Source organism: Stenotrophomonas sp. 78350_Sma (genome assembly GCF_056482105.1).
Map to the genome: position 1 here is coordinate 1,180,817 of NZ_CM151182.1, position 26,528 is coordinate 1,207,344.

At 67.2% G+C, this 26,528-nt stretch carries 22 protein-coding genes; 7 read left to right on the plus strand and 15 right to left on the minus strand.

Annotation, left to right across the window (positions count from 1 at the left end; all coding sequences use genetic code 11):
• Positions 1–53: 53 nt before the first annotated feature.
• From ACZK4H_RS05465 to ACZK4H_RS05485, 5 genes are all read right to left on the minus strand, one after another.
• Complete coding sequence (locus tag ACZK4H_RS05465; protein ID WP_099553071.1) at positions 54–1,310, minus strand: cysteine desulfurase; 1,257 nt, start codon at positions 1,308–1,310, stop codon at positions 54–56.
• Complete coding sequence (gene sufD, locus ACZK4H_RS05470; protein ID WP_099553070.1) at positions 1,307–2,569, minus strand: Fe-S cluster assembly protein SufD; 1,263 nt, start codon at positions 2,567–2,569, stop codon at positions 1,307–1,309. Before sufD ends, ACZK4H_RS05465 begins: the two co-directional genes overlap by 4 nt.
• On the minus strand, positions 2,569–3,333 hold the full coding sequence (gene sufC / locus ACZK4H_RS05475; RefSeq protein WP_099553069.1) for a Fe-S cluster assembly ATPase SufC: 765 nt from the start codon (positions 3,331–3,333) through the stop codon (positions 2,569–2,571). The genes sufD and sufC overlap by 1 nt, the downstream gene beginning before the upstream one ends.
• A gap of 74 nt (positions 3,334–3,407) precedes the next feature.
• Positions 3,408–4,883 carry a Fe-S cluster assembly protein SufB gene (gene sufB, locus ACZK4H_RS05480; protein WP_099553068.1) on the minus strand — a complete coding sequence of 492 codons (1,476 nt, stop codon included), beginning with the start codon at positions 4,881–4,883 and terminating at the stop codon, positions 3,408–3,410.
• A 17-nt stretch (positions 4,884–4,900) separates the two neighbouring features.
• The gene (locus tag ACZK4H_RS05485) at positions 4,901–5,356 is read right to left on the minus strand and encodes an SUF system Fe-S cluster assembly regulator (RefSeq protein WP_005408436.1); all 456 of its coding nucleotides are present in this window, start codon (positions 5,354–5,356) and stop codon (positions 4,901–4,903) included.
• 209 nt (positions 5,357–5,565) lie between these two features.
• Between ACZK4H_RS05485 and ACZK4H_RS05490 the strand changes: the two genes are divergently transcribed.
• A complete protein-coding gene (locus tag ACZK4H_RS05490; protein ID WP_029550719.1) occupies positions 5,566–6,033 on the plus strand; it encodes an SET domain-containing protein in 468 nt (155 codons plus the stop codon).
• Positions 6,034–6,105: 72 nt separating this feature from the next.
• Here the strand turns inward: ACZK4H_RS05490 and ACZK4H_RS05495 are convergent, their stop codons facing one another.
• The 4 genes from ACZK4H_RS05495 to ACZK4H_RS05510 form a co-directional block, all read right to left on the minus strand.
• Positions 6,106–6,702, minus strand: a complete 597-nt coding sequence (locus ACZK4H_RS05495) for a YceB family lipoprotein (RefSeq protein WP_014036282.1) — start codon at positions 6,700–6,702, stop codon at positions 6,106–6,108.
• 82 nt (positions 6,703–6,784) lie between these two features.
• A complete protein-coding gene (locus tag ACZK4H_RS05500; RefSeq protein ID WP_099553067.1) occupies positions 6,785–7,315 on the minus strand; it encodes a hypothetical protein in 531 nt (176 codons plus the stop codon).
• Positions 7,316–7,366: 51 nt separating this feature from the next.
• A complete protein-coding gene (locus ACZK4H_RS05505; protein WP_099553066.1) occupies positions 7,367–7,675 on the minus strand; it encodes a DUF3861 family protein in 309 nt (102 codons plus the stop codon).
• Between the two features lie 254 nt (positions 7,676–7,929).
• Complete coding sequence (locus ACZK4H_RS05510) at positions 7,930–8,328, minus strand: HU family DNA-binding protein (RefSeq protein WP_010483539.1); 399 nt, start codon at positions 8,326–8,328, stop codon at positions 7,930–7,932.
• 371 nt (positions 8,329–8,699) lie between these two features.
• On the opposite strand from ACZK4H_RS05510, the gene ACZK4H_RS05515 reads away from it, so the two are divergent.
• Entirely contained in the window at positions 8,700–9,131 is a 432-nt protein-coding gene (locus ACZK4H_RS05515) for an OsmC family protein (RefSeq protein WP_099553065.1), read from the plus strand.
• Between the two features lie 161 nt (positions 9,132–9,292).
• Here ACZK4H_RS05515 and ACZK4H_RS05520 read toward each other — a convergent pair whose 3' ends face one another.
• Positions 9,293–10,171 carry a PhzF family phenazine biosynthesis protein gene (locus ACZK4H_RS05520; protein WP_099553064.1) on the minus strand — a complete coding sequence of 293 codons (879 nt, stop codon included), beginning with the start codon at positions 10,169–10,171 and terminating at the stop codon, positions 9,293–9,295.
• A 131-nt stretch (positions 10,172–10,302) separates the two neighbouring features.
• Positions 10,303–11,175, minus strand: a complete 873-nt coding sequence (locus ACZK4H_RS05525; RefSeq protein ID WP_099553063.1) for a PhzF family phenazine biosynthesis protein — start codon at positions 11,173–11,175, stop codon at positions 10,303–10,305.
• A 75-nt stretch (positions 11,176–11,250) separates the two neighbouring features.
• Between ACZK4H_RS05525 and ACZK4H_RS05530 the strand changes: the two genes are divergently transcribed.
• The 3 genes from ACZK4H_RS05530 (at position 11,251) to murD (ending at position 16,664) form a co-directional block, all read left to right on the plus strand.
• Positions 11,251–13,845, plus strand: a complete 2,595-nt coding sequence (locus ACZK4H_RS05530) for a bifunctional aspartate kinase/diaminopimelate decarboxylase (protein ID WP_099553062.1) — start codon at positions 11,251–11,253, stop codon at positions 13,843–13,845.
• 76 nt (positions 13,846–13,921) lie between these two features.
• Entirely contained in the window at positions 13,922–15,274 is a 1,353-nt protein-coding gene (gene murL, locus ACZK4H_RS05535) for a UDP-N-acetyl-alpha-D-muramoyl-L-alanyl-L-glutamate epimerase (protein ID WP_099553061.1), read from the plus strand.
• Positions 15,255–16,664: a UDP-N-acetylmuramoyl-L-alanine--D-glutamate ligase gene (gene murD / locus ACZK4H_RS05540; protein ID WP_099553060.1), complete on the plus strand. Its 1,410-nt coding sequence runs from the start codon at positions 15,255–15,257 to the stop codon at positions 16,662–16,664. Before murL ends, murD begins: the two co-directional genes overlap by 20 nt.
• Positions 16,665–16,724: 60 nt before the next feature.
• Here murD and ACZK4H_RS05545 read toward each other — a convergent pair whose 3' ends face one another.
• Complete coding sequence (locus ACZK4H_RS05545; protein ID WP_099553059.1) at positions 16,725–17,318, minus strand: SMI1/KNR4 family protein; 594 nt, start codon at positions 17,316–17,318, stop codon at positions 16,725–16,727.
• 133 nt (positions 17,319–17,451) lie between these two features.
• On the opposite strand from ACZK4H_RS05545, the gene ACZK4H_RS05550 reads away from it, so the two are divergent.
• A complete protein-coding gene (locus tag ACZK4H_RS05550) occupies positions 17,452–18,243 on the plus strand; it encodes a dienelactone hydrolase family protein (RefSeq protein WP_099553058.1) in 792 nt (263 codons plus the stop codon).
• A 76-nt stretch (positions 18,244–18,319) separates the two neighbouring features.
• Here ACZK4H_RS05550 and ACZK4H_RS05555 read toward each other — a convergent pair whose 3' ends face one another.
• Positions 18,320–19,318 (minus strand): polyprenyl synthetase family protein, encoded by a 999-nt coding sequence (locus ACZK4H_RS05555; RefSeq protein ID WP_099553057.1) that lies wholly within the window; start codon positions 19,316–19,318, stop codon positions 18,320–18,322.
• A gap of 214 nt (positions 19,319–19,532) precedes the next feature.
• Here ACZK4H_RS05555 and ACZK4H_RS05560 point away from each other — a divergent pair, with 214 nt between their 5' ends.
• On the plus strand, positions 19,533–21,146 hold the full coding sequence (locus ACZK4H_RS05560; RefSeq protein ID WP_099553056.1) for an alpha-glucosidase: 1,614 nt from the start codon (positions 19,533–19,535) through the stop codon (positions 21,144–21,146).
• Positions 21,147–21,446: 300 nt separating this feature from the next.
• Here ACZK4H_RS05560 and ACZK4H_RS05565 read toward each other — a convergent pair whose 3' ends face one another.
• Entirely contained in the window at positions 21,447–24,203 is a 2,757-nt protein-coding gene (locus ACZK4H_RS05565) for a TonB-dependent receptor (protein WP_164145945.1), read from the minus strand.
• Between the two features lie 251 nt (positions 24,204–24,454).
• Complete coding sequence (locus tag ACZK4H_RS05570; RefSeq protein WP_099553055.1) at positions 24,455–26,506, minus strand: glycoside hydrolase family 97 protein; 2,052 nt, start codon at positions 26,504–26,506, stop codon at positions 24,455–24,457.
• Positions 26,507–26,528 lie beyond the last annotated feature (22 nt).

Sequence of the window (26,528 nt, forward strand, 5' to 3'; positions counted from 1 at the left end):
TGGGGTCAGAGCCCTTTCGCTGGGCGAAAGGGCTCTGACCCCGTCTGCAGGGCTCAGCCCAGCAGCTTGCGTACCTTGGTCAGCGCGGTCATGAAGCGCTCGATCTCGGCGTGGGTGTTGTAGAACGCCAGCGAGGCACGGCAGGTGGCTGCCACACCGAAGTACTGCAGCAGCGGGTGCGCGCAGTGCTGGCCCGATCGCACGGCCACGCCTTCCAGGTCGAGCAGGGTGGCCAGATCGTGGGCATGCGCGCCATCGATCAGGAACGAGACCACGGCGGCCTTCTCCGGCGCTTCGCCGATGATGCGCAGGCCGTCAACGCGGCGCAGCTCTTCGGTGAAGTGCGCCAGCAGTTCGGCCTCGCGTGCTTCCACGTTCTCCTGGCCAAGCTGCTGCAGGTAGTCGGCAGCCACGCCCAGGCCGATGAAGCCGGCGATGTTCGGGGTGCCGGCTTCGAACTTGTGCGGGGCATCATTGAATACGGTGCCGTCGAAGCTGACTTCCTTGATCATCTCGCCGCCACCGAGGAACGGCGGCATCGCATCAAGGTGCTCGCGGCGCGCCCACAATGCGCCGGTGCCGGTCGGGCCACACATCTTGTGGCCGGTGATGGCGTAGAAGTCGCAGCCGATCGCGGCCACGTCGACCTTGCGGTGCGGCACTGCCTGCGAGCCGTCGACCACGGTGATGATGCCGCGCTTGCGCGCTTCACGGCAGATTTCGCGCACCGGGTTGACAGTGCCCAGCACGTTGGACACGTGGGTGACCGCCAGCAGCTTGACCTCGGGGGTCATGGCAGCACGCAGTGCATCCAGGTCCAGCGCCCCATCTGGAGTGATCTCGGCCACGCGGATGGTGGCGCCGGTACGCTGGGCGACCAGCTGCCACGGCACGATGTTGGCATGGTGTTCCATGCGGGACACCAGGATGACATCGCCGGCCTTCAGCCGCGGCAGCGCCCACGAGTACGCCACCAGGTTGATGGCGAAGGTGGTGCCGCTGCACAGCACCAGGTCGCTGGGGCGCACGTTGAGGAAGCGCGCCAGCTTGTTGCGTGCGCCTTCGTAGGCATCGGTGGCTTCGCTGCCCAGTGCATGCACCGCGCGGCTGACGTTGGCGTTGTAGCGGCGGTAGAACTCGTCCACCGCGCCGATCACCTGCACCGGCTTCTGGCCGGTGTTGGCATTGTCGAAATAGACCAGCGGCTTGCCGTGCACTTCGCGCATCAGCAGCGGGAAGTCGAGGCGGACGCGGTCCCAGTCGGGGGCGCCGCTGGGGGTTTCGATCGGGCGCGGGGTGGACAGGTTCATGCCACACCCGCCTCGGCCAGGGCCTTGTCCAAACGGCGTGCCAGCTGCTCGCGCAGGGCGTCCGGCAGGACCTTCAGCGGCTCGTGGCAGAACGCGGCGCTCAGCAGTGCCTGCGCCTGTGCCTGCGGCAGGCCGCGCGAGCGCAGGTAGAACAGCGCATTGGCATCGAGCTGGCCGACGGTCGCACCGTGCGCGGCCTTCACTTCATCGGCGTCGATCACCAGCGTCGGTTGGGTGTCGATCTCGGCATCGGCCGACAGCAGCAGGTTCTTGTTGGACAGGTTCGCGTCGGTGCCGTCGGCGCCTTCGCGGATCTGGATGCCACCATGGAACACCACGCGGCTGCGGTTGGCGGCAACGCCACGCCACAGCAGCTCGCAACTCGTATCGCGTGCGATGTGGTCGATGCCCAGGCGGGTTTCGACGTGGCGGCGGCCATTGCCAAGCAGCACGCCGTTGGCGGTCAGCTGGGCGTTGTCGCCTTCCAGGCGCACGTTCAGTTCATGGCGGCTGAGCGCGGCGCCCAGTTCCAGGTCGACGCGGTGGTACTGCGCGTCACGTGCCAGCACCGCGTCGGTGCGCAGGAAGCTGGTCTGGCGCGCGCTGCCGGTCTGCACGCGGGCGTGCTTGAGCACGGCATCGCGGGCGACATGGGCGTGCAGCACGGTGTTGTCCAGGTGGGCCGAATCGCCGACGCTGAAGCGGTGCTCGACCACGCCCAGGCTGGCGCCGGCACGCAGTTCGATCAGGTGGCGGTGGTGCCAGGCCAGGTCGGTCTCGCCGGCGACGCTGGCGAACACCAGCTGCAGCGGCGCTTCGACCTGCACGCCTTCGTCCACGCGCAGCACCACGCCTTCATCGGCCAGTGCGGCGTTGAGGCGGGCGAAGATCTCCTCGCTGCGCTCGTAACGGCGGCCAAGGAAACGCACGGCGTCTTCGCCGGATGCCAGTGCGGCCGACAGCGGCTGCAGCTGCACGCCGGCCGGCAGGGCCTGCACGTCGCTCAGCGCGGGATCCAGGCGGCCGTTGACGAACACCAGGCGCGGTGCCGGGATGTCCTCCAGCAGCGCGGCATCCAGGGCAGGGCCCTGCAGTGGTGCAGCCGCGAACGCACGGCGCTCCAGCTGGCGCAGCGAGGTGTACTTCCAGGCTTCGTTGCGGGCGGCAGGCAGGCCGTCACGCAGGGCCGCGTCGAGCACCTCGCGGCGCGCATCGCTGCCGCAGAAGGCCTGGGCCATGGAGTCGAGCAGGGCGCTCATCAGACCGCCGCCTCGCGCACCACGCGATCCTTGAGGAAATCGTAGCCGTGCGCTTCCAGTTCCAGGGCCAGTTCCGGGCCGCCACTCTTGACGATGCGGCCATCGGCCAGCACGTGCACCACGTCCGGCTTGATGTAGTCGAGCAGGCGCTGGTAGTGGGTAATGACCAGGAACGAGCGGTCGGCGCCGCGCAGCGCGTTGACGCCGTCGGCGACGCTCTTCAGCGCATCGATGTCCAGGCCCGAGTCGGTTTCGTCCAGGATCGCCAGCTTCGGCTCCAGCACGGCCAGCTGGAAGATCTCGTTGCGCTTCTTCTCGCCACCGGAGAAGCCCTCGTTGACGCCACGGTGCAGCAGTTCGTCCTTCAGGTGCAGCACGGCCAGCTTCTGGCGCACCAGCTTCAGGAACTGCATGGAATCGAGTTCTTCTTCACCGCGGGCCTTGCGCTGTGCATTCAGCGCGGCGCGCAGGAAGTAGGTGTTGTTCACGCCCGGGATTTCCACCGGGTACTGGAACGCCAGGAACAGGCCGGCGGCGGCGCGCGCTTCCGGGTCCTGGTCGAGCAGGTCGACGCCGTCGAACTGCACGCTGCCTTCGGTCACTTCGTAGCCGTCGCGGCCGGCCAGGACATTGCCCAGGGTGGACTTGCCGGCGCCGTTGGGGCCCATGATGGCGTGCACCTGGCCGGGCTTAACATCCAGCGACAGGCCCTTGAGGATTTCCTTGTCGCCGATGCGGGCGTGGAGGTTTTCGATCTTCAGCATGGTGGGGATTTCCGTGGGGCGGGCCGCGGCCCGCCGGTAAAGAGAATGCGTTTGCGAGGGGCAGGGGCGGGCGGTCAGCCCACCGAACCTTCCAGCGAGACTTCCAGCAGCTTCTTGGCTTCCACCGCGAACTCCATCGGCAGTTCGCGGAACACCTGCTTGCAGAAGCCGTCGACGATCATCGACACCGCGTCTTCCTGGCTGATGCCACGGGCGCGGCAGTAGAACAGCTGGTCGTCGGAGATCTTGGAGGTGGTGGCCTCGTGCTCGACGGTGGCGCCGGGGTTCTTCACCTCGATGTAGGGGAAGGTATGGGCACCGCACTGCTTGCCGATCAGCAGCGAATCGCACTGGGTATAGTTGCGCGCGCCATCGGCGTTGCGGTCCACACGCACCAGGCCGCGGTAGGTGTTCTGGCCGCGGCCGGCGCTGATGCCCTTGCTGACGATCTTGCTCTTGGTGCGCTTGCCGATGTGGATCATCTTGGTGCCGGTGTCGGCCTGCTGGCGGTGATGGGTCAGCGCCACGGAGTGGAACTCACCGACCGAGTCGTCGCCCAGCAGTACGCAGGACGGGTACTTCCAGGTGATCGCCGAGCCGGTCTCGACCTGGGTCCAGGTGACCTTGCTGCGCGCGCCACGGCATTCGGCACGCTTGGTGACGAAGTTGTAGATGCCGCCGACGCCGTTCTCGTCGCCCGGGTACCAGTTCTGCACGGTGGAGTACTTGATCTCCGCGTCTTCCAGCGCCACCAGCTCGACCACTGCGGCGTGCAGCTGGTTCTCGTCGCGCATCGGCGCGGTGCAGCCTTCCAGGTAGGACACGTAGGCCTTGTCCTCGCACACGATCAGAGTGCGCTCGAACTGGCCGGTGTGGCCGGCGTTGATGCGGAAATAGGTGCTCAGCTCCATCGGGCAGCGCACGCCCTTGGGGATGAACACGAAGCTGCCATCGGAGAACACCGCCGAGTTGAGCGCGGCGAAGTAGTTGTCACCCACCGGCACCACGGTGCCCAGATACTGGCGGACCAGCTCCGGGTGTTCCTTGATGGCCTCGGACATCGAGCAGAAGATGATGCCTTTCTCGGCCAGTTCCCTGCGGAAGGTGGTACCGACGGACACCGAGTCGAACACCGCGTCCACCGCCACGCCGGCCAGCTTGGCGCGCTCGTGCAGCGGCACGCCCAGCTTGTCGTAGGTGTCCAGCAGCTCCTTGGGCACGTCATCCAGCGAGGCGTACTTCGGGCCCTTCGGCGCGGAGTAGTAGCTGAGCGCCTGCAGGTCGATCGGGGCGATCTCCAGCTTGGCCCAGTCCGGCATCGGCATGGTCAGGAAGTGGCGGTAGGCGTCCAGGCGCCACTGCGTCATCCACTCCGGCTCTTCCTTCTTGGCCGACAGGGCACGGATGGTGTCCTCGTCCAGGCCCGGCGGCAGGGAGTCCGATTCGATCTCGGTGATGAAGCCGGCCGAATACTTGCGGCCGAGCTGCTCGTGGATCTCGCGGTTGGGGGTGTCGTCGTGGGCGACGTTTTCGATGGTTTCGGTGGCCATGGGGGGCTGCCTACGGATCAGGAGACGACGTCGACAGCGATGGTGCGGCGCTGTTCGTCATCGGCAAGGGGGAGAGGGGGCAGGATCTGGGCGAGGGTGACATCGCGCAGGGCCTCGGAAACCACGTCGTTGATCAGCCGCCAGCTGCTGCGCGCGCCGCACTTGGGGGCCATGCCGCACTGGTGGTGGTCGTGGCTGCATTCGGTCAGGGCCAGCGGCCCTTCCATCGCTTCGACCACTTCGAACAGCGAGATCTCGATGGCCGGGCGGGTCAGGCGATAGCCGCCACGGACGCCGCGCAGGCCTTCAACCAGGCCGGCCTGGGCCAGCGGCTTGAGCACCTTGCTGACGGTGGGCGGCTCCAGACCGGTGAATTCGGCCAGCTCGGTGGCACTGAGTACCTCGCCCGGACGGGCGGCAAGCACGGTCAGTACCACGGTGGCGTAATCGGTGAGCTTGGTGACACGCAACATGGGAATGCGAGCGGTTCTTAAAGCGGACTGAAATTGTACGCTTTTATTCGCCGGCATCCAACCCGGGCATTCAGCCGGCGCTGGGGCCGGGCCGGGAGGACACACCGGGGCCGTTGCCAGGGCGCCATGCTGCGCCAACGGGGTGATTTTCGCAATCACCCGGAATGGGCGAGAATCAACGTTCCTTTCGCTGCAGACCTCCCTTGCCGATGCCCAAGAAGATCCAAGCCCGCAAGTCCGCCATCCACGGCAACGGTGTGTTTTCCGTGGCCCCGATCAAGCAGGGCGAGCGCGTGATCCAGTACAAGGGCCTGCTGCGCAGCCACGGCGACGTTGATGCCGATGACAGCGGCGACGTCGAAAGTGGCCATACCTTCCTGTTCACCCTCAACGACGATTGGGTGATCGATGCCAACTACAAGGGCAATGACGCGCGCTGGATCAACCACAGCTGCGACCCGAACTGCGAGGCGGTGATCGAGGAAGACGAAGACGGCGACAGCCGTGGCGACAAGGTGTTCATCGAGGCGCTGCGAGACATCAAGCCCGGTGAGGAACTGACCTACAACTACGGCATCACCCTGGCCGAACGCCACACCGCCAAGTTGAAGAAGATCTGGGAGTGCCGCTGCGGCTCGCCCAAGTGCACCGGCACCATGCTGCAGCCCAAGCGCTGACCCGCAATGGGTAGTGCCGGCCGCTGGCCGGCACATACGTGAAAAGCGTGCCGGCCAGCGGCCGGCACTACCTTATTTACCCAGCACGCCTGCCGGCACCAGGTTGCCCAGGTTCTGGTTGAAGGTGACCACCAGCTTGCCGTTCTTCACCTGCGCCGACTGTACCTGCAGGGCGCCAAGTACACCGGCCACGGCCGGATCCAGCTTGTAGATCGGCTCGCGCTGGGCGTAGTCGCTCAGCCAGGCGTTGAGCAGGCCGCGGGTGCGCGAGTCGAGACGACCGCCCTGGTTGGCGGGGGTGAAGTCATCCACGCTGGGCTGCTGCAGGTGGAAACCCTGGGTCTGCGCGTCGTAGCGCAGGCCGCTGCTGAGCTTCACCGTACCCAGTCTGGCCGGATTGCCACCGGCGGTGGCCAGTGCAACGTCCATGCCGAGGTTCAAGCGCTCGCCGGCCGGGAGGCTCAGCTGGGGGTGGCTCATGGTCAGCGCGATCAGTCCGCCCAGGGCGTCCTGGGTGCGCGGGAAGCTGCCATCGAGGTACTGCTGCACATCGCTGGCGCCCACCGACAGTTCGCGGCCGGAAATGGAAGGGGCGGCCTGGGCACCGATCGCGGCTGCGATCAGTACGGTGGAGGCGGCGAGGCGGGTCATCAGGGAACGCAGGCGCATGGCGGTGACCGCTGGACAGGGAATGGATGGAGGAAAGAGTAGCCGGGGCGGCTGAATCGTGCGTGCATGCCGCTGCAACGGTTCAGTCCAGCGTTGGCCGCAGTTGCGCCGACTGGATCTGCCAGGCGCGGCCATCGGGGCTGGGTTGCACGCGGTACCAGCCGCCGAAGCGGAAGGTGCCTTGTGCGGTGGTCGCGCGGAGCCGCACCGGCACCTCCAGCAACCGGGATGGCTGCCGGCCGTCGCGTGCCAGCGGGGTTCCGCTGTCCAGGCGCAGCGTGCGCAGGTCCTGCAACTGGCGTATCGCAGCGTCATCTGCGCGGTGCGGATCGGCCGGTGGCATCGCCCATGCCGCGTCGCTGGCGCTGCGGTTGCGGTTGAGCAGCGCGATCACGTAGCGGTTGAGCATCACCGAAGGTGGTTCGGCGTCGGCAGCGACCGCGGCGAACAGCGGATCGATCGTTGCTGACTGCAGGGGCGCTGCGTCGGTGTCTGCAACGGCCTGTGCTCCCGCGCTGGCTGGTGATGGCGCAGGCGCAACGTCCGGTTGTGCAGTGGGCCTGGAACAGCCCAGCAGCACCAGTGGCGCGATCAGGAATAGAGTCCTGCGCATGCCTCCTCCCCGAGGCGACGTGGAGAAGGCAGTGTATCGACTGCGCCCCGGTCAGCGGGAGGTGGGCAACTGTTCCAGTGCATCCAGCGCCGGCAGCACCTGCCCGGCGATGGCGGCCAACGCGTGTCCATCGGTTTCGGCGTGGCGCTGCACGATGTCGCGCAGCAGCTGGGTGGCAATCACCAGGGTCGCACGTTCATCGCCGCTGAGCCCGGCGGTGCGCGGTGCCGCTTCCAGCAGGCGCATCAGGTCGCGGCTGGCGCGATGTTCCAGTTCGATGGTGCAACGCCCGGTGCACTGCACCCCGTCCTTTTCGATGGGGGTCACCGAGATCCGGTAGCGGGTGGAGGGGCTGGCCATGAGGGGATGCTCGCCGTAGCTGTGGAGGATGTGCCAACGATAGGCAAGGCAACGGCCGGCGGCGACGGCCGGCGCTGCACGCAGTGTTCCACCCGGTACGTTCCGGCACCGCCGCAGGCGGGGCCCAGCCAATGGCGACGGGCCTGTACGGGCATTCCCGGGGATGCGGCAACGCTGTGTTGCGGGCCGTGGTTGGGACAAAAAAAACGGGACGGCCAGAGCCGTCCCGTCGGAATCCGCGTTGGGGCGCGCGCTTACAGCGCGGCGTCCTTCAGCTTCTTCAGCGGACGCACCTTCAGCTTGGTGGTAGCCGGCTTGGCGGCGAACCACTGTTCTTCCTTGGTGAACGGGTTGATGCCCTTGCGCTTCGGCTTGGCCGGCACATTGACGGTGGTGATCTTCAGCAGGCCCGGCAGGGTGAAGGAGCCAGCGCCCTTCTTGTGCACCGAGGATGCGACGGCGCTTTCCAGCGAGGCCAGCACAGCGCGGACGTCCTTGGCGATGACGCCGGAGGCTTCAGCGATGTGTGCAACCAGGCCGGACTTGGTCAGCACTTCCTTGATCGGCTTCGGAGCGGCCGGCTTGGCGGCTGCCTTCGTCGCGACTTTCTTCACTGCCTTCTTCGGGGCAGCCTTCTTAGCGGTCTTTGCCATGGTTTCCTGTTCCGTGAACGGTTGGTTGTTTGGTCGGCGCCGAACCCCGTCGGCAAGCGCAATGTAGGGCAACTCTCGGGCGCCGCCAATAGCCCGAAGCGCGGAAAGTGCATGTTTTTTCATATCCAGGCCGATTCAGTACATGGCCGGCGATGGCGGACGGGGGTGTCGGGGCGCGGCTGGCCGCCAGCGCCTGGTCATCGGCAGGATGCGCGAAACCACTGAAAACAAGGGGGAAATGCGTTTCCGGCTGGTGAGGAAGTGTCCATCTTCCCAGCGCCGGAGCGACGTGGCGCGTGCGGCGGAGCGACGCAGGGCTAACGCGCCACGTGCGAGGGTGATCGTTCATCACCGTCACGCAGGAGCAGCACATGGGAATCTCGCGACACGCCACCGCGCACTGGGAAGGCGACCTGAAGTCGGGCAAGGGGCAGTTGAGCACGCCGCAGAGTGGCCTGCTGGACAAGACCCGCTACGGCTTCAACAGCCGTTTCGGCGACGAAAAGGGCACCAATCCGGAAGAACTGATCGCTGCCGCGCACGCCGGCTGTTTCACCATGGCGCTGTCGGCCAAGCTGGGCGAAGCCGGCTTTACCCCGACCTCGCTGGATACCGAAGCCAAGGTCGATCTGTCGCTGGAAGGCGGCCCGCAGCTGTCGCAGATCCGGTTGAAAGTGAAGGCCGTTGTGCCGGGTATCGACTCGGCGAAATTCCGCGCGATTGCCGATGATGCCAAGCAGAACTGCCCGGTGTCCAAGGCGTTGAGCGCGGTGCCGATCAGCCTGGAAGCCGAGCTGGGCTGACCCAGGGTAGTGCCGGCCGCTGGCCGGCAACTGCATGAATCGATGATTGCAGAGGCAGCCGGCCAGCGTTATGGCGGCCTTCCTGGCCGCCACCCTCCGGGCCGTCGCGTCCGACGTTGGCAGCGGCTCCTGCCGCTGCCTTCGGCTCTACCCTGCGGCGTTTACCAGTCAAGGGTGCCGGTAATCACCGTCTGCACCTGGCCGCCGGACCAGACCTCGCCGTCCTCATCGACCAACAGGGTCAGGCGCGCATCGTGGCCGACTTCGCGGCCCTGGCTGACTTCGTACGGCGCACGGCCCCGCGGCAGGGCCTCGCGCAGGTCCAGCCACGCGGCCAACACGGCGTTGGCGGCACCCGAGGCGGCGTCTTCGAAGCGGCGACCGTTGCCGACGAAGGCGCGCACGGCCAGGTCGAATCCCTCGCGGCCATCGCTGAAGGCATAGGCGAACACGCCCATGCTGTCGGTGGATTCAGCCAATGCCGCCACCGCATCCCAATCCGGACGCAGGGCGCGCAACGCGGCTTCATCGGCCACCTGCACCACCCACCAGCTGCGGCCACCCTGCATGCGTGCCGGCGGCAGCGTGCCCAATGGCCAGCCCTTCAGTGCTGCCTGCAGCCGCGGATCGGTGGCCTCGGCGGTTTCGGCCAGCTGCGCGCGCGGGGTGCGGATGGCGATGCGCTGCTGCGCGCCTTCGCCGCTGACACGCAGCGGCAGGGCACCGGCAATGCCGTCCTGCACCAGCACACCGTCGACCGGTGCGGCCAGGCCCGCCTGCAGCACCGCATGCGCGGTACCGACGCTGGGGTGGCCTGCGAACGGGACTTCCTTCTGCGGGCTGAACATGCGCAATCGATAGCTGGTGCCGGGCGCCTGCGGCGGGAGCACGAAGGTGGTCTCGGGCAGGCGCGTCCAGCGCGCGATGGCCTGCATGCTGGCGTCGTCCAGGTCTTCGGCGTCGAGTACAACGGCCAGCGGATTGCCAGCGCCGGCGCGCGGGGAGAACACATCCAGCTGCAGGAAACGACGGGTGGTCATCGGGGCAAAACTCCAGTAAACAGGCGGCATAGCGTAGCGCGCGGCACCCAAAAGGGGACGGAGGGAATTAAGTCGCTTTTGCCCCATGTGCCATAAGCGACTTAATTCCCTCCGTCCCCTTTTTCCGTGCGCTACCAGCGAATGTGTCCGTCGATGACCGGCTGCACCTGGCCGCCAATCCACACCGTGCCCTGCGCATCGACCTGTACCTGCACGAGGCCATCGCGTCCCACTTCACGGCCCTGGCTGGCCACGTAGCGGCCCTCGTGGCCGGGCAGGGCATCGCGCTGCCGCAGCCAGGCGCCAATCAGCGCATTGGCGCTGCCGGTCACCGGGTCCTCGGGCACGCTGGGCGCATCAGCGGGACAGAACGCGCGCACCACGCGGGTGTGGTCGGCGCCGGCTTCGTCGGCGAATACCGCCACGCCCGTGGCATCGGTCGCCCGACTCCAGCCGGCCAGCGCGGCCATGTCCGGCACCAGGCTGCGCACGGCGGCGGCATCGCGCAGTGGCAGCAGCCACCAGCGTGCACCGTTGTCCCACAATTCGGGTGCGTGCCCGCTGGCCGCCAGCGTCAGCAGCTGCTCCGGTGCGGCGTCCGCCGTCGTGTCCAGTTGTCGTGCCGGTGGGCTGGCCAGCTGGATCTGCAGTGCCTCGGCCGGGCCGCTCACCTGTACCGGCAGCAACCCCGCCGCGCATTGCTGCAGCAGGGCGCCGCCGCGCGGTTGCGCCAGGCCGCAGGTCACCGCCACCCACGCCGCACCGACGCTGGGATGCCCGGCGAACGCCAGTTCCCGGGTCGGGGTGAAGATGCGGATGTGGTAGTCGGCGCCGGGCGTGCTGGGGCGCAGGAAGAACACCGTCTCGGACAGGTTCAGCCAGGCGGACAGGGCCTGCATCTGGCTGCCGGAGAGCCTGTCGGCGTCCAGGATGGCGCCCAGGGGATTGCCGGTGCCGGGGCGGGGGGCAAAGACATCGAGCTGCAGGTAACGAAGGACGGCCATCTACGGGGATATTGCGCTTAGAATCAAAGGTTCCGCCCCCGAGGGCGGCTTCCCCACATTCTACATAGCCAATCCATGTCAGCTTCCCCCCTTGTCGATCGTTGGATCGTACTGAAGTTCGGCGGCACCTCGGTGTCGCGTCGTCATCGCTGGGACACGATCGGGAAGCTGGCGAAAAAACGTGCGGAAGAGACCGGCTCGCGCGTGCTGGTGGTGGTGTCGGCGCTGTCCGGGGTCACCAACGAACTGACCGCGATCGCCGATGGCGCGCCGGACAGCCGTGATCGCGTGGCCGCGCTGGTCGAGCGCCACGAGGGCTTCCTGGTTGAACTGGGCCTGGGCCGTGAGGTGCTGGCCGAGCGTCTGGCGGCGCTGCAGGGCCTGTTGGACGACGCGCGCGCCGCGACCCGTCCGTTGGACTGGCAGGCGGAGGTGCTGGGCCATGGCGAGCTGTTGTCCTCCACCCTGGGCGCGGCCTATCTGCACGCGTCGGGCCTGGACATGGGCTGGATGGATGCCCGCCAGTGGCTGGATGCGATGCCGCCGCAGCCGAACCAGAGCGACTGGTCGCAGCGCCTTTCGGTAAACTGCCAGTGGCGCGCCGACGCGGAGTGGATGCAGCGCTTCCGCGCGCAGCCGACCCGCCTGCTGATCACCCAGGGCTTCATTTCCCGCCATGCCGACGGCGGCACCGCCATCCTCGGCCGCGGCGGCTCGGACACCTCGGCGGCGTACTTCGGTGCGCTGCTGGGGGCCAGCCGTGTGGAGATCTGGACCGATGTGCCGGGCATGTTCAGCGCCAACCCGAAGGACGTGCCGGACGCGCGCCTGCTGACCCGCCTGGACTATTACGAAGCGCAGGAAATCGCCACGACCGGCGCCAAGGTGCTGCACCCGCGCTCGATCAAGCCGTGCCGCGATGCCGGCGTGCCGATGGCCATCCTCGATACCGAGCGCCCGGAACTGCCGGGTACCAGCATCGATGGCAGTGCCGCACCGGTGCCGGGGGTGAAGGCGATCAGCCGCCGCAACGGCATCGTGCTGGTGTCGATGGAAGGCATCGGCATGTGGCAGCAGGTCGGCTTCCTGGCCGATGTGTTCAACCTGTTCAAGAAGCATGGCCTGTCGGTGGACCTGATCGGTTCGGCCGAAACCAACGTCACCGTGTCGCTGGACCCGTCCGAGAACCTGGTCAACACCGATGTGCTGGCCGCGCTGTCGGCCGACCTGTCGCAGATCTGCAAGGTGAAGGTGATCGTGCCATGCGCGGCGATCACCCTGGTTGGTCGTGGCATGCGTTCGCTGCTGCACAAGCTGTCGGATGTGTGGGCCACCTTCGGCCGCGAGCGCGTGCACATGATCTCGCAGTCGTCCAACGACCTGAACCTGACCTTCGTCATCGACGAGGCCGATGCCGATGGTCTGCTGCCGGTGCTGCACGCCGAGCTGATCGACAGCGGCGCGATGCCAGTGGAAGAGACCGAAGTGTTCGGCCCGCGCTGGCGCGAGATCGCCGGCACCGTGCGCCCGCGTGGCACGCCGTGGTGGCGGGGCCAGCGTGCGCACCTGCTGCAGCTGGCCGATGCCGGCACGCCGCGCTATGTCTACCACCTGCCGACGGTGCGCGCCCGCGCCCGTGCGCTGGCTGCGATCAAGCCGATCGACCAGCGCTACTACGCGATCAAGGCCAACAGCCACCCGGCCATCCTGCAGCTGCTGGAAGCCGAAGGTTTCGGCCTCGAGTGCGTATCGCACGGCGAGCTGAAGCACGTGTTCCAGCACCTGCCGGAACTGTCGCCCAAGCGCGTGCTGTTCACCCCCAGCTTCTGCCCACGCAGCGAGTACGAAGCCGCATTCGCGCTGGGCGTGACCGTCACCGTCGACAACGTTGAAGCACTGCAGCGCTGGCCGGACCTGTTCCGTAACCGAGAGCTGTGGCTGCGTGTCGACCTGGGCCGTGGCGAAGGCCACCATGCCAAGGTCCGTACCGGCGGCAAGGACTCCAAGTTCGGCCTGCCGATCGCCCGCGTCGACGAGTTCGTGCGCGCGGCCACCGATCTGGGCAGCCGCGTGGTCGGCCTGCATGCGCACCTGGGCAGCGGCGTGGAGACCGCGCAGCACTGGCGCCTGATGTGCGATGAACTGGCCGGTTTCGCCCGCCGCATCGGCAGCGTGCAGACCATCGACATCGGTGGCGGCCTGCCGATTCCGTATTCCGCCGAGGACGAGCCGTTCGACCTGGATGCCTGGGCCGAGGGCCTGGCCGAGGTCAAGGCGCTGCATCCGGCCTTCCGCCTGGCGATCGAGCCAGGCCGCTACCTGGTGGCCGAGTCCGGCGTGCTGCTGACCCATGTCACCCAGGTGGTGGAGAAGGACGGCGTGCGCCGCGTCGGCCTGGATGCTGGCATGAACGCACTGATGCGCCCGGCCCTGTACGACGCCTGGCACGACATCGAGAACCTCAGCCGCCAGGGTGGGTATGCCGAGGCGGCGTTCGATGTGGTTGGCCCGATCTGCGAATCCAGCGATGTGTTCGGCAAGCGCCGCAAGCTGCCGGTGTCGACCGCGCCGGACGACGTGATGCTGATCGCCGATGCCGGCGCCTACGGCTATTCGATGGCCAACACCTACAACCAGCGGATGCTGCCGCGCGAAGACGTGATCGAATGATCGCCGCGCGCGCCCTGCACCCGCCCACCGACACGCCTCGCGCCATCGCGCGGGCCCGTGCCTGACCGGATACACCATGACTGCTTTCGACAAACACCAGGTTTCCCGCTTCCGCTTCGTCCGCTGCGAGTTCGCCGCGCAGACCGGCGTGGCCAAGCTGGTCTATGCCTTTGATGACGGCCCGGAGATGGTGGAGACCATCACCGTGCCGGGCGCCCCGTTCGTGCTGGACGAGGCGCGTACCGCTGCCGTGCAGCGCGCGCTGCAGCTGCTGCACCTGATCGCCGGTGTCAGCTACTACAAGGCGGGCGTACCGGAGACGGTCAGCATCGACAGCTATGCCATCGATGCCGATACCGCTGCGCTGGTGGAGACGGTCTACCTCAACGGCCTGGGTGAATTCGCGTACCGCAACGGCCTGAACCTGCGCGGGCGCTTCCGCCTGCCGGTGCAGGGCGAAGCGGTGCAGGCGCCGGTGCTGGGCCTGCAGCCGCACGCGCTGGTGGCGATCGGCGGCGGCAAGGATTCGCTGGTCAGCATCGAAGCGCTGCGCCGTGCCGGCGTGGACGAAACGGTGACCTGGATCGGCGGTTCGCAGCTGATCCGCGCCTGTGCCGAGCGTACCGGCCTGCCGACGCTGAACCTGGGCCGCGCGCTGGCGCCGGAACTGTTCGAGCTCAACCGCCAGGGCGCCTGGAACGGCCATATCCCGGTCACCGCGGTGAACTCGGCGATCATGGTGCTGGCCGCGCTGCTGCAGGGCGTGGACCAGGTGGTGTTCTCCAATGAGCGTTCGGCCAGCTACGGCAGCCAGATTCCGGGCACCGGCGAAGTGAACCACCAGTGGTCCAAGGGCTGGGCGTTCGAGCAGGCCTTCGGCAGCCATGTGCAGGCGCACGTCGCGGCGGACCTGCAGTACTACTCGCTGCTGCGCCCGATGTCCGAGCTGGCGGTGGCCCGCCAGTTCGCCAAGACCGACTTCTACGACGCGCACTTCTCCAGCTGCAACCGCAACTTCCACATCCTCGGCGAGCGTCCGGTGAACCGCTGGTGCGGCGTCTGCCCGAAGTGCCATTTCGTGTTCCTGGCGCTGGCCCCGTTCATGCCCAAGACGCGCCTGGTGCGCATCTTCGGCCGCAACCTGCTGGACGATGCCGAGCAGGCCGGTGGTTTCGATGCGCTGCTGGAATTCCAGGACCACAAGCCGTTTGAGTGCGTCGGCGAAGGCCGCGAATCGCGTGCGGCGATGGCGACCCTGGCGCAGCGCCCGGAGTGGAAGGAAGACGTGCTGGTGAAGCGCTTCTGCAATGAGATCCAGCCGCAGCTGGATGCCGCCGAACTGGAACTGGCACCGCTGCTGCAGCTGCAGGGCGAGCACCGCGTTCCGGCTGCGCTGTGGGAACGGGTGCGTGAAGATTTCGAAGCTTGAAGGAAAGCGCGTTGCGCTGTGGGGCTGGGGCCGTGAGGGTCGCGCCGCGTTCGCGGTGCTGCGTGAGCGCCTGCCCACGCTGCCGCTGAGCCTGTTCTGCCCGGAGGCCGAAGTCGAGGCCGCGCGTGCGGAAACGCAGGGCGTGCTGGACGTGCGTGGCGAGCCTTCTGCTGAAGCGCTGGCCGCGTTTGACGTGGTGATCAAGTCTCCCGGCATCAGCCCCTACCAGCCGGTCGCGCTGGCGGCGGCGGGGCAGGGCACCACCTTTATCGGCGGCACTGCGCTGTGGTTTGCCGAGCATGCGGGTGCCGATGGCACCGTGCACGACACCGTGTGCGTGACCGGCACCAAGGGCAAGAGCACCACCACCGCGCTGGTCGCCCACCTGTTGCGCGCGGCCGGCCACCGTACCGGCCTGGTCGGCAACATCGGCCTGCCGCTGCTGGAAGTGCTGGACCCGCAACCCGCACCCGAGTACTGGGCGGTGGAACTGTCCAGCTACCAGACCGGCGAAGTGGCGCGCAGTGGCGCCCACCCGCAGGTGGCGGTGGTGCTGAACCTGTTCCCCGAACACCTGGACTGGCACGGCAGCGAGCAGCGTTACATCGAGGACAAGCTGCGGCTGGTGACCGAAGCTGCGCCGCGCATCGCCGTGCTCAATGCCGCCGACCCGCATCTGGCTGCGTTGTCGCTGCCTGACAGCGAAGTGGTCTGGTTCAACCAGCCTCAAGGCTGGCACATGCGTGGCGACATCGTGCATCGCGGCGAACAGGCGGTGTTCGATACCCGCAACACGCCGCTGCCGGGCCGCCACAACCGCGGCAACCTGTGCGCGGTGCTGGCCGCGCTGGAAGCACTGGGCCTGGACGCGGTGGCGCTGGCGCCGGCGGTGCAGGACTTCCGTCCGTTGCCGAACCGTCTGCAGCGCATCGGCGTGGCCGATGGCCTGACCTATGTCAACGATTCGATCAGCACCACACCGCATGCCAGCCTGGCCGCGCTGGAGTGCTTCGCCGGGCAGCGCATCGCGTTGCTGGTGGGCGGGCACGACCGTGGCCTGGACTGGACCGATTTCATGCAGCACATGGCCCACGACGTGCCGCCGGTGGAGATCGTGACGATGGGCAGCAACGGCCCGCGCATCCACGCGAAGCTGCAGCCGTTGGCCGATGCCGGTCGCTTCGGCCTGCACGCTGCAGGTGATCTGCCCGAGGCGATGGCCTTGGCGCGCGCCGCGCTGGGTGTGCAGGGTGGGGTGGTACTGCTGTCGCCGGGCGCGCCGAGTTTTGGTGCTTACCGAGACTACGTGGCGCGTGGTCGTCATTTTGCCGAACTGGCCGGGTTCGACCCGGACAGCATCAGCGCAATTCCCGGGCTGGGTATCGCTTGAAGGTAGTGCCGGCCGCTGGCCGGCAACCTCCGGAGAAATTCATCCACGCATGGAGTGGATCTACTGTTCCTCGTCGATGAACGCGTAGCCGCCGTCGATCAATTGCTGCAGATACGCATCGAAGCTGGGCGCGATCACCGCGTAGCTGTCCGGATCGTGCAGGTAGCGCACCACCTGGCCGACCGTGCCACCCGGCGCCGGATCGAAATCCAGGTACAGCATCGAGGTGCCGCCATTGTTCATGCAGTGCGAGAAGCACAGGCGGCGGTTCATCGGCAGATCGGCGTCGATGCCTTCACCCAGGATCTCCGGCTCGTCGTCCAGCCATTCCTCGTAGATGGAACGGATGCTGTCGTCCCATTGCTGCTGGTCTTCGAAGATCTGCGCGACCGAGCGCAGGTAGTACGGATAGCCGCCGTCTTCCACGTCCGAGCCGAGCATCAGCACGCAGACCTCACCGCTGGGGTACTCGCGGAAGTGGGTGCCATCCACGCGGGACAACAGTTCTGCCAGGCTGTCCGGCACCAGCGGCCACTGCGCACGCAGGCGCTGCAGGTCTTCGGCGCTGGCGCCCTGCACATGGGCCCACTGCGGGGCATCGTCGGCAGGCAGGCGTGGGATCAGACCAGACAGAAAGCGATCAACCAGGTTCATGCGAAAAAAGGGGACGGAGGGGATTAAGTCGTATCCAACCACACCTGCGTCACGTCGCCAATGCAGAATGCGACGCGGGAGGGGCGAATACGGCTTAATCCCCTCCGTCCCCTTTTTCTTGCGGAGCAGGCGCATGAATCGTTGGCGATGCGGTGTGGCGGTGATGCTGGGGCTGGCGGCGATGCCGGCGTGGGCGGCGATGAAGACGCAGCCGGTGGAGTGGAAGCACCAGGGCACGACCTTCAGTGGCGTGCTGGTCTATGACGACGGCGACAACGACAAGCGCCCCGGCCTGGTGATGGTGCCCAACTGGAAAGGCGTGAACGAATCGGCCATCGAGAAAGCCAAGCAGCTGGCCGGCGATGACTACGTGGTGCTGGTGGCCGATGTGTACGGCAAGGGCGTGCGGCCGAAGACCGATGCCGAGGCCGGCCCGGTGGCGACCAGGCTGCGCAACGATCGGCCGCTGCTGCGCGCGCGTGCGCTGGAAGCGGTGAACGTGCTCAAGGCGCAGGCCGGCAAGGTGCCGCTGGATGCTGGCCGGATCGGTGCGGTGGGCTTCTGTTTCGGCGGCACCACGGTGCTGGAGCTGGCCCGTGCCGGCGCGCCGTTGGCCGGCGTGGTCAGCCTGCATGGGGGGCTGGGTTCGCCGCTGCCGGCGCAGGCCGGTGGCACGCACCCGTCGGTGTTGGTGCTCAACGGGGCCGACGACAAGAGCGTGACCACCGAGGACATCGCCGGTTTCCAGAAGGAAATGAACGCGGCCAAGGTCGATTGGGAGTTCACCAACTACAGCGGTGCGGTGCATTGCTTCGCCGAGCGCGATGCCAACAATCCGCCCGGCTGCCAGTACAACGAGCGTGCGGCCAAGCGTGCGTGGAAGGCGCTGGATGAGTTCTTCGAGGAACGCTTCGAGAAGCGTTGAGCCGCGGTGTTCGCCGGGCATGGCCCGGCGCTACCCGATCGCGTGCGGTAGCGCCGGGCCATGCCCGGCGACGCCATCAATGCGAGCGCTGCACCGCGTAACGGGCCAGACCACGCAGGGCGGCCACGGCGTCGTTGTCAGCCAGGCCATCGAGCGCGCGCTCGGCGGCTTCGGCATATTCCTCTGCACGGGCGCGGCTGTACTCAAGGCCGCCGGTGGCGCGGATCGCGGCCAGCACTTCCGGCATCGCCGAGGCATCACCATCCTGCACGATGGTGCGCAGGCGCTCGCGGGTGGCATCGTCGGAGTGGGCCATCGCGTGGATCAGCGGCAGGGTCGCCTTGCCCTCTGCAAGGTCGTCGCCCAGGTTCTTGCCCAGCTCCTCGGCGTTGGCCGAGTAGTCCAGCACGTCGTCGGCGATCTGGAACGCGTAGCCCAGGTGCATGCCGTAGTCGAACAGGGCCTGCTGGGTGGCTTCGTCCACACCGCTGGCCAGCGCGCCCAGGCGGGTACCGGCAGCGAACAGCACCGCGGTCTTGCGCTCGATAACGCGCAGGTAGGCGGCTTCGTCGGTATCGGGGTTGTGCACGTGCAGCAGCTGCAGCACCTCACCCTCGGCGATGCGGTTGGTGGCATCGGCCAGGATCTGCATCACCGACATGCGCTCCAGCTCGACCATCAGCTGGAAGCTGCGCGAGTACAGGAAGTCGCCGACCAGTACGCTGGGCGCGTTGCCCCACAGCGCGTTGGCGGTGCTGCGGCCACGCCGCAGGCTGGATTCGTCCACCACGTCGTCGTGCAGCAGGGTGGAGGTGTGGATGAACTCGATGATCGCGGCCAGCTGGTGGTGGTCCGCGCCGATATTGCCGACCGCACGGCCGGCCAGCATCACCAGCATCGGGCGCAGGCGCTTGCCGCCGGCGGAAATGATGTGGTCGGCGATCTGGTTGATCAGCACGACGTCCGAGGACAGCCGGCGCCGGATCAGGGCGTCGACGGCGGCCATGTCGGCCGCGGCAAGCGACTGGATCTGGGGCAGGCCCAGGGCGGGACGGGTGTCTTCGGTGATGGTCATGCGATCAGGCTTTCAGGCTCACCACTGATTATAGGCGCTGGCCGTGAATTCGGGCGCAAACCGGGCCGACCGGCGTCCGCGGCCTGGCCAAGGCGGCCGCCTGCGTGAATACGTATGCAGGTTGCGCCATGCCCGGGAGGCCGCCGCTAAGCTTGCCGGAACAGGATTTCGGCCCGCTTCCGGCGGGCCCCGCATGCCCGGAGGGGGGCTGTCGATGTCGCACTATCCATGGTGGCGCGGAGCCGTCATCTACCAGATCTACCCGCGCAGCTACCTCGATGCCAACGGCGATGGCGTGGGCGACCTGCCGGGCATCATCGAGCGGCTGGACCACATTGCCGCGCTGGGCGTGGACGCGATCTGGATCTCGCCGTTCTTCAAGTCGCCGATGGCCGACTTCGGCTACGACATCGCCGACTACCGCGACGTCGACCCGTTGTTCGGCAGCCTGGACGACTTCGACCGCCTGCTGGCCAAGGCGCACGGTCTGGGCCTGAAGGTGATGATCGACCAGGTGCTGAGCCACACCTCGATCGAGCACGCCTGGTTCCGCGAGAGCCGCCAGGACCGCAGCAACCCGAAGGCGGACTGGTACGTCTGGGCCGACCCGCGCGAGGACGGCACGCCGCCGAACAACTGGCTGTCGCTGTTCGGTGGCGGCGCCTGGCAGTGGGAGCCTCGCCGTGAGCAGTACTACCTGCACAACTTCCTGGTCGACCAGCCGGACCTGAACTTCCATCACCCGGACGTGCAGCAGGCCACCCTGGACAACGTGCGCTTCTGGCTGGACCGCGGCGTGGACGGCTTCCGCCTGGATGCGATCAACTTCTGCTTCCACGATGCGCAGCTGCGCGACAACCCGCCCAAGCCGGCGGACAAGCGCGTGGGCCGCGGCTTCAGTCCAGACAACCCGTACGCGTACCAGTATCACTATTACAACAACACCCAGCCGGAGAACCTGCCGTTCCTGGGGCAGCTGCGCGCGCTGCTGGACGAGTACCCGGGCGCGGTCAGCCTCGGCGAGATTTCCTCGGAGGACTCGCTGGCCACCACCGCCGAGTACACCCAGGACGGCCGCCTGCACATGGGCTACAGCTTCGAGCTGCTGGTCAACGACTACAGTGCGGCCTACATCCGCGATACGGTCTCGCGCCTGGAAGCGGTGATGACCGAAGGCTGGCCCTGCTGGGCGGTTTCGAATCACGACGTGGAGCGGGCGGTCAGCCGCTGGGGCGGCCACCCGGCCGACCCGCGCCTGGCGCGGATGCTGGTGGCGCTGCTGTGCTCGCTGCGCGGCTCGGTGTGCCTGTACCAGGGCGAGGAGCTGGGCCTGGCCGAGGCCGAGGTGCCGTTCGAGGCCCTGCAGGACCCCTATGGCATCACCTTCTGGCCGAACTTCAAGGGCCGCGACGGCTGCCGTACCCCGCTGCCGTGGACCGACGCTCCGCTGGCTGGCTTCACCTCCGGCAAGCCCTGGCTGCCGATCCCGGCCGAGCACCGGGCGGCGGCGGTGGCCGTGCAGGAGCGCGACCCGCACTCGGTCCTGGCGGCGTTCCGGGCATTCCTGGCCTGGCGGCATGGCCAGCCGGCGCTATTGCATGGCAGCATCCGATTCATCGAAAGCGCCGAGCCAGTGCTGCTGTTCGAGCGTATGCTTGCAGATGAAACCCTCCTGCTGGCCTTCAACCTGTCGGCCGAGGTGGTGAGCCATCCGCTGCCGCCGGGCAACTGGCAGCAGGTGGCGGTGCCGGGCCCGGATGCGGGCACGGTGCAGGGCAATGAACTCCAGCTGCCGCCGCGTGCGGTGTATTGCGCCCGACGCAGCTGACCGTTTTCTCCGGTGGCGGTACTTGCGGGGACGGGGCCGAAGCGCCCCGTCCCTTTTTTGTGGGTGCGGTTGGTGAAAGGCATCCACGCATGGCGTCGATCTACCGGGGATGGCGCTCATCCACGCATGGCGTGGATCTACTGGTTGGGGTGTCGCTGGGTAGATCCACGCCATGCGTGGATGGGCCTTGCCAACCAACGGCCGGCACTCGCGCAAAAGAAAACCCGCTGCCTGCGCAGCGGGTTTCCGGTCCTGCTCCCCTTGTGTTGCCGGCCAGCGGCCGGCACTACCTGGTCATGGTCAGAACTTGTAGTTCACGCCCAGCATGTAGGTGCGGCCCCACTCGATGTACTCCAGCGGGCGGTCCTTGCTGCCGGCGTAGGTGCGGTACGGCTCGTTGGTCAGGTTGCTGCCCTGCAGCAGCAGGGTCAGGCCCCGCAGGGCGCTGCTGTCGCTGAAGGTGTAGCTGACCTGCGCATCGGTCACGTTTTCGCCGACGACGTAGCGCAGGCTGCGGTTGCCGTTGAAATTGCCGATCTCACCGATGAAGTCCGAACGCCGGCGCTGGCTGACGCGTGCTTCAAATCCGCTGCGCTCGTAATAGGCGGTGAAGTTGTACACGCGCTTGGACAGGCCCGGCAGGCTGATCGGGTCACTGCCCACGCTGGAGGCGCTCTCCGGATCCAGGATGGTGATGTCGCTCTTGTTGAAGGTCGCGCTGGCCTGCACGCCGAAGCCGCGCAGATTGTCGGTCAGCATGTCCAGCGGGAACGACGCGGTCAGTTCCAGGCCCTTCAGCGTGCCGCCTTTGCCGTTCTGCGGAGCGGAGAAGGTGCCGGTGGTCAGCACCGGCGCCGTCATGCCCGGCGGCGGCACGTAACTGCCCAGCAGCGCGGTGAAGTCGTAGTTGTCCACCGACTGGGTGTAGACGTAGCTCTTCAGGTCCTTGTAGAAGATTGCGGCGGCCACATAGGCCTTCTCGCCGAAGTACTTCTCATAGGAGAGGTCCAGCGCGGTGGCACGCCACGGGTCCAGCAGCGGATTACCGCCGCTGCCGCCAGGGCGGCCGGTGCCGGTGTCCACGCCGAACTCCAGGCCGGCGCGCATCTGGTCCACGCGCGGGCGCGCGACCTGCTTGGCGGCGGCGAAGCGCAACGTCTGCTGGTGCGGGAACATGAAGGCCAGGTTCAAGCTCGGCAGCCAGTCGTTGTACGTGCGGCCAGCGGAGTAGGGCTGGATGTTGCTGCCAGCCGGCTGCGAGCTGTCCCAGTAGCGCGAATCCGAGCTCTGGTCGGTGTGCTGCATCTGCACGCCGATGTTGCCGCGCACGCCGACCACGCCGATGTCGGTGTTGATGTTCAGGCGCGCCCACGCGGTGGTGATCTTTTCCTGCACCGTCCACGACTTGGGAATCAGGTAGTCCAGGTTGTCGACCGGGTTGAAGGTCATGTAGCGCCCCACCGCGGCCGGCACGTTCCAGGCCGGGATGGTGCCGAGGCCGGCGAAGCTCAGGTCCACCGGGCGGTACTGCAGGTCCGAGGCGATGTTGGCGTCGCCCTGCGCGCCGAGCAGGATGTTGCCTTCGGACTGGGTCTTCACCTTGCGGCGGTCGGCGTAGTTCACGCCGATGTCGATGTCCGGCGCCCACGAGGCGATGGCATCGGGCAGGGCGATGGTGGCGGCCAGCTTGCCACCCTTCAGGCGGTCTTCCACCTTCGGCACCTTGCCGTAGCCGGAACCGTAGATGGTGTTGGTCAGGAACAACGCGCCGGGGTTGGAATAGTCCAGCCCCGGGCTGATCTGCGAGAAACCATCCTGGCGGATCGTCACGCCGACCGTATCCAGCTGCGGCATCGGGGTCAGCTGCAGGTTGTTTTCCAGGTTCAGCTCATCGCGGGTGGCCTTGGAGTAGTTCAGGTCGGCGACCAGCTTGACGCCACTGAAGTTGAATTCGTTGTTCCAGCCGAACGCGTCGATCTTGTCCTTGCGCTTGTTGTACATGCCGCGTACCAGCGGGTACACGCCGCTGGCGGTGCCGCCGGTGAACGATCCATTGGCGTTGATCTGCGGGTTGCTGACCAGCAGGCCGGGCGTGTAATTGCCGTTGTAGTTGCTCAGGTTGAGCTCGAACTGGTTGGCGGTGTCGATCTGCTCGGCTTCGGTGTGGAACGCATCGAAGGTGCTGGTCCAGCTGTTGTTCGGCCGGAACTGGATCGTGGCCATCACGCCGTCGCGCTTGTTGTTGCCGGTGCGGCGCAGCGCCTTGATGCCATCGGAGAAGTAGGTGCCGGCGGCAACGCCCGGGCGGTTGCCCTTGTCGGTGTGCTCGGTGGTCCACGGCTCATACAGGCCGACCTGGTTCTCCTGGATCGGCATGTCGCTGTGCGCGTAGCCGATGGCGATGCCCAGGGTCTTGTCCAGGAACTGGTCGATATAGCTGGCGCTGAAGCGGTTGCCGTACGGATCGACGTTGGCGGCGCGACCGAGCGAGCTCTTCTGGTACCGGCCGCTGACCGCGATCACGCGTTCGCCGAAGCTGAGCGGGCGTGCCGTCTGCATGTCGATGGTGCCCGACAGGCCCTGGCCGACCAGCGCCGCATCCGGGGTCTTGTACACGGTCACGCCGTTGACCAGCTCGGACGGATACTGGTCGAACTCGACGCCGCGGTTGTCACCGGTGCTGACCACTTCGCGGCCATTGAGCAGGGTGGTGGCGAAGTCCGGCGACAGGCCGCGCACGCTGATCACCTGCGCACGGCCCGCCACGCGCTGCGCGGCCAGGCCGGGCAGGCGCGAGATCGACTCGGCGATGCTGACGTCGGGCAGCTTGCCGATGTCTTCGGCGGAGATCGCCTCGACCACCGAGGTGGCGTCCTGCTTGACCGCGATCGCGCTCTCGATGCCGCGGCGGATGCCGGTGACCTGCACCGTGTCCAGGTTGGTGGCGGCGGTGCCGGCCGGCGTGGTGGTGCTCTGCGTGGACTGTGCCGACGCCAGCGTCGGCGCCAGTACAACGGCCAGCGCGAGACTCAGCGCACTGCGCTTGTGGTTCAACATTTTCCCCTCCCAGGCAATGTTGCAGATCGATTCGTGAGCGTCCCGGCCGGGCCGAGGACGTGCGACGCGGTGGCCGCTGTCGTCGCCGCTATGGTAGGCAGCGCGTTCTTCGCGGGAATCACCCTGCATACGTATTCAATGGTGTTTGCAGGGATGTAATCGCTTTCAGATCCTGCTTGCGGTAGTGCCGGCCGCTGGCCGGCAATCGCGTTCACCGGGTTGCCGGCCAGCGGCTGGCACTACCGGGGCATTCACAGCGGCGTGAAGCGAATGGCCTGCCCACCGCCCGGTGCCAGCACCAGCGTCACTGCATCGGCACTGGTCACCTCGCGGGTTTCGCGTGCGAACGCGAACGGGTTGCTGCGGAAATCAGCGCCTTCACCATCACGGTAGATCTCGGCGCGATAGCGCACGCCTGGCTCCAGGAAGCCCAGCGACACCGGCAGCACGCGGCCGTGTTCATCCGTGATGCTGCCGAGGAACCAGTCGCGGCTGTTGCGGTCGCGGCGCACGATGGTCACGTAGTCGCCCACTTCGCCATCGAGCACGCGGCTCTGCTCCCAGTCCACCGCCACGTCTTCGATGAAGCGGAACGCCTCGCGATGCTGCAGGTAGTGCTCGGGCAGGTCGGCGGCCATCTGGATCGGGCTGTACAGCACCACGTACAGCGCCAGTTGGCGGGCCAACGTGCTGGGGATGGCCTGGCCGTGGCGGCCCTTCAGGCTGAGGATGCCGGGGGTGTAATCCATCGGCCCGGCCAGCATGCGGGTGAACACCAGGTTGACCTCATGTTCCGGCGGGTTCGGTGGCTGGCCCCAGGCGTTGTACTCCATGCCACGCGCACCTTCGCGCGAGATCCAGTTGGGATAGGTGCGGCGCAGGCCGGTGTCCTTGATCGGCTCATGCGGGTTCACCGACAGGTGCCGGCGCGCGGCTTCCTGCACCACCTTCAGATGGTGGCGGGCCATGAACTGCCCGTCGTGCCACTCGCGCCACAGCGGGCCCCCCGTGGGATTGCGGCGGTCGACCTGGCCGTCGTCGCAGACATAGCCGGTCTTGAACTGGTCCACGCCCAGCCGTGCGTACAGGTCCAGCGCAGCGCCCAGCTGATCCTCGTAGTGTTCGATGGCGCAGCCGGTTTCATGGTGGCCGATGAGGTGAACACCCTTCTTCAGGCCATACGCCGACAGTGCTTCAATGTCGAAATCGGACGTGGCACGGGTGAAATCGAAGTCGTAGCCATTGCCTACCCACATGCCGTCCCAGCCCGGATTCCAGCCTTCCACCAGCACACCACGGAAGCCGTGCACGGCGGCGAAGTCGATCACCTTCTTCGTCCTGGCGGTGGTGGCCGCATGCTTCGGTCCGGTCGCCCAGCTCTCGTTGTCCAGGTGCATCGACCACCACACGCCCACGTACTTGGCCGGTTTCACCCAGCTCACATCGCCCAGCGCATTGGGCTCGTTGAGGTTGAGGATCAGGTCCGATTCGACCAGGCCACCGGCACGGTCTGCGATCTGCAGCGTGCGCCAGGGCGTGGCGAAGGGCAGGGCACGGCGCACCTTCCAGCCTTCGGCCGAGGGTGACAGCTGCGCGCGCAGGCGTTGTCCCTCGGTTCGCCGCAGCCACATGCCGGCGTAGTCCACCAACGCGGCCTCGTGGATCGCCACGTGCAGGCCATCACGGCTGCGCAGGGTCATCGGCGTATGCACCAGCGGCACCTCGCGAAGCGGCGTGCGCTGGTACAGGTATTCGTAGTGGATCGGCTCACCGGCGGGAATCCACCAGGCGGTTGATTCGGGCGCGATGGCGAACTCGGTCAGTTCGTCATCGATGATGGCCTCGCGCAGGTTCGGCTGCTGAGGGAATACATAGCGGAAGCCCAGGCCATCGTCGTAGACGCGGAACACCACATCCAGCCGGCGCCTGCTGCCGGTGGTCCCGGCCAGCTGCACGGTCATCTCGTTGAAGTGGTTGCGGGTGAGCCGGCGCTCGCCCCAGGGCTGTTCCCAGGTGTCATCGACGCTGCGCTGCTGGTGGCCGAGCAGGGCGAAATCGCGGTCCAGGCGGCCATCGCGCAGTTCGAAGCCCAGCTTCGAATCGGCCACCACGGGCTCGCCGAAACGCTCGACGCGGTAGCGGGCGGTGCCGCCGTCCAGCACCAGGCTGACCTTGAGCACCTTGCCGGGTGATTCGACGCTGACGACCTGTGGCGCGGCCTGTGCCTGCGTGGTCAATCCCAGCAGGGCCACGCCGAGCATGTGCGCGAACAGTGCGCGTACAACCGTGTGTGACATCGGCATTTCCCCTCCCAAGGCGCCGTTG

Excerpts from the sequence above, each read along its gene's own strand:
- ACZK4H_RS05465 (WP_099553071.1), bottom strand. The coding sequence starts at position 1,310 with ATGAACCTGTCCACCCCGCGCCCGATCGAAACCCCCAGCGGCGCCCCC.
- sufD (WP_099553070.1), bottom strand. The coding sequence starts at position 2,569 with ATGAGCGCCCTGCTCGACTCCATGGCCCAGGCCTTCTGCGGCAGCGAT.
- sufC (WP_099553069.1), bottom strand. The coding sequence starts at position 3,333 with ATGCTGAAGATCGAAAACCTCCACGCCCGCATCGGCGACAAGGAAATC.
- sufB (WP_099553068.1), bottom strand. The coding sequence starts at position 4,883 with ATGGCCACCGAAACCATCGAAAACGTCGCCCACGACGACACCCCCAAC.
- ACZK4H_RS05485 (WP_005408436.1), bottom strand. The coding sequence starts at position 5,356 with ATGTTGCGTGTCACCAAGCTCACCGATTACGCCACCGTGGTACTGACC.
- ACZK4H_RS05490 (WP_029550719.1), top strand. The coding sequence starts at position 5,566 with ATGCCCAAGAAGATCCAAGCCCGCAAGTCCGCCATCCACGGCAACGGT.
- ACZK4H_RS05495 (WP_014036282.1), bottom strand. The coding sequence starts at position 6,702 with ATGCGCCTGCGTTCCCTGATGACCCGCCTCGCCGCCTCCACCGTACTG.
- ACZK4H_RS05500 (WP_099553067.1), bottom strand. The coding sequence starts at position 7,315 with ATGCGCAGGACTCTATTCCTGATCGCGCCACTGGTGCTGCTGGGCTGT.
- ACZK4H_RS05505 (WP_099553066.1), bottom strand. The coding sequence starts at position 7,675 with ATGGCCAGCCCCTCCACCCGCTACCGGATCTCGGTGACCCCCATCGAA.
- ACZK4H_RS05510 (WP_010483539.1), bottom strand. The coding sequence starts at position 8,328 with ATGGCAAAGACCGCTAAGAAGGCTGCCCCGAAGAAGGCAGTGAAGAAA.
- ACZK4H_RS05515 (WP_099553065.1), top strand. The coding sequence starts at position 8,700 with ATGGGAATCTCGCGACACGCCACCGCGCACTGGGAAGGCGACCTGAAG.
- ACZK4H_RS05520 (WP_099553064.1), bottom strand. The coding sequence starts at position 10,171 with ATGACCACCCGTCGTTTCCTGCAGCTGGATGTGTTCTCCCCGCGCGCC.
- ACZK4H_RS05525 (WP_099553063.1), bottom strand. The coding sequence starts at position 11,175 with ATGGCCGTCCTTCGTTACCTGCAGCTCGATGTCTTTGCCCCCCGCCCC.
- ACZK4H_RS05530 (WP_099553062.1), top strand. The coding sequence starts at position 11,251 with ATGTCAGCTTCCCCCCTTGTCGATCGTTGGATCGTACTGAAGTTCGGC.
- murL (WP_099553061.1), top strand. The coding sequence starts at position 13,922 with ATGACTGCTTTCGACAAACACCAGGTTTCCCGCTTCCGCTTCGTCCGC.
- ACZK4H_RS05545 (WP_099553059.1), bottom strand. The coding sequence starts at position 17,318 with ATGAACCTGGTTGATCGCTTTCTGTCTGGTCTGATCCCACGCCTGCCT.
- ACZK4H_RS05550 (WP_099553058.1), top strand. The coding sequence starts at position 17,452 with ATGAATCGTTGGCGATGCGGTGTGGCGGTGATGCTGGGGCTGGCGGCG.
- ACZK4H_RS05555 (WP_099553057.1), bottom strand. The coding sequence starts at position 19,318 with ATGACCATCACCGAAGACACCCGTCCCGCCCTGGGCCTGCCCCAGATC.
- ACZK4H_RS05560 (WP_099553056.1), top strand. The coding sequence starts at position 19,533 with ATGTCGCACTATCCATGGTGGCGCGGAGCCGTCATCTACCAGATCTAC.
- ACZK4H_RS05565 (WP_164145945.1), bottom strand. The coding sequence starts at position 24,203 with ATGTTGAACCACAAGCGCAGTGCGCTGAGTCTCGCGCTGGCCGTTGTA.
- ACZK4H_RS05570 (WP_099553055.1), bottom strand. The coding sequence starts at position 26,506 with ATGCCGATGTCACACACGGTTGTACGCGCACTGTTCGCGCACATGCTC.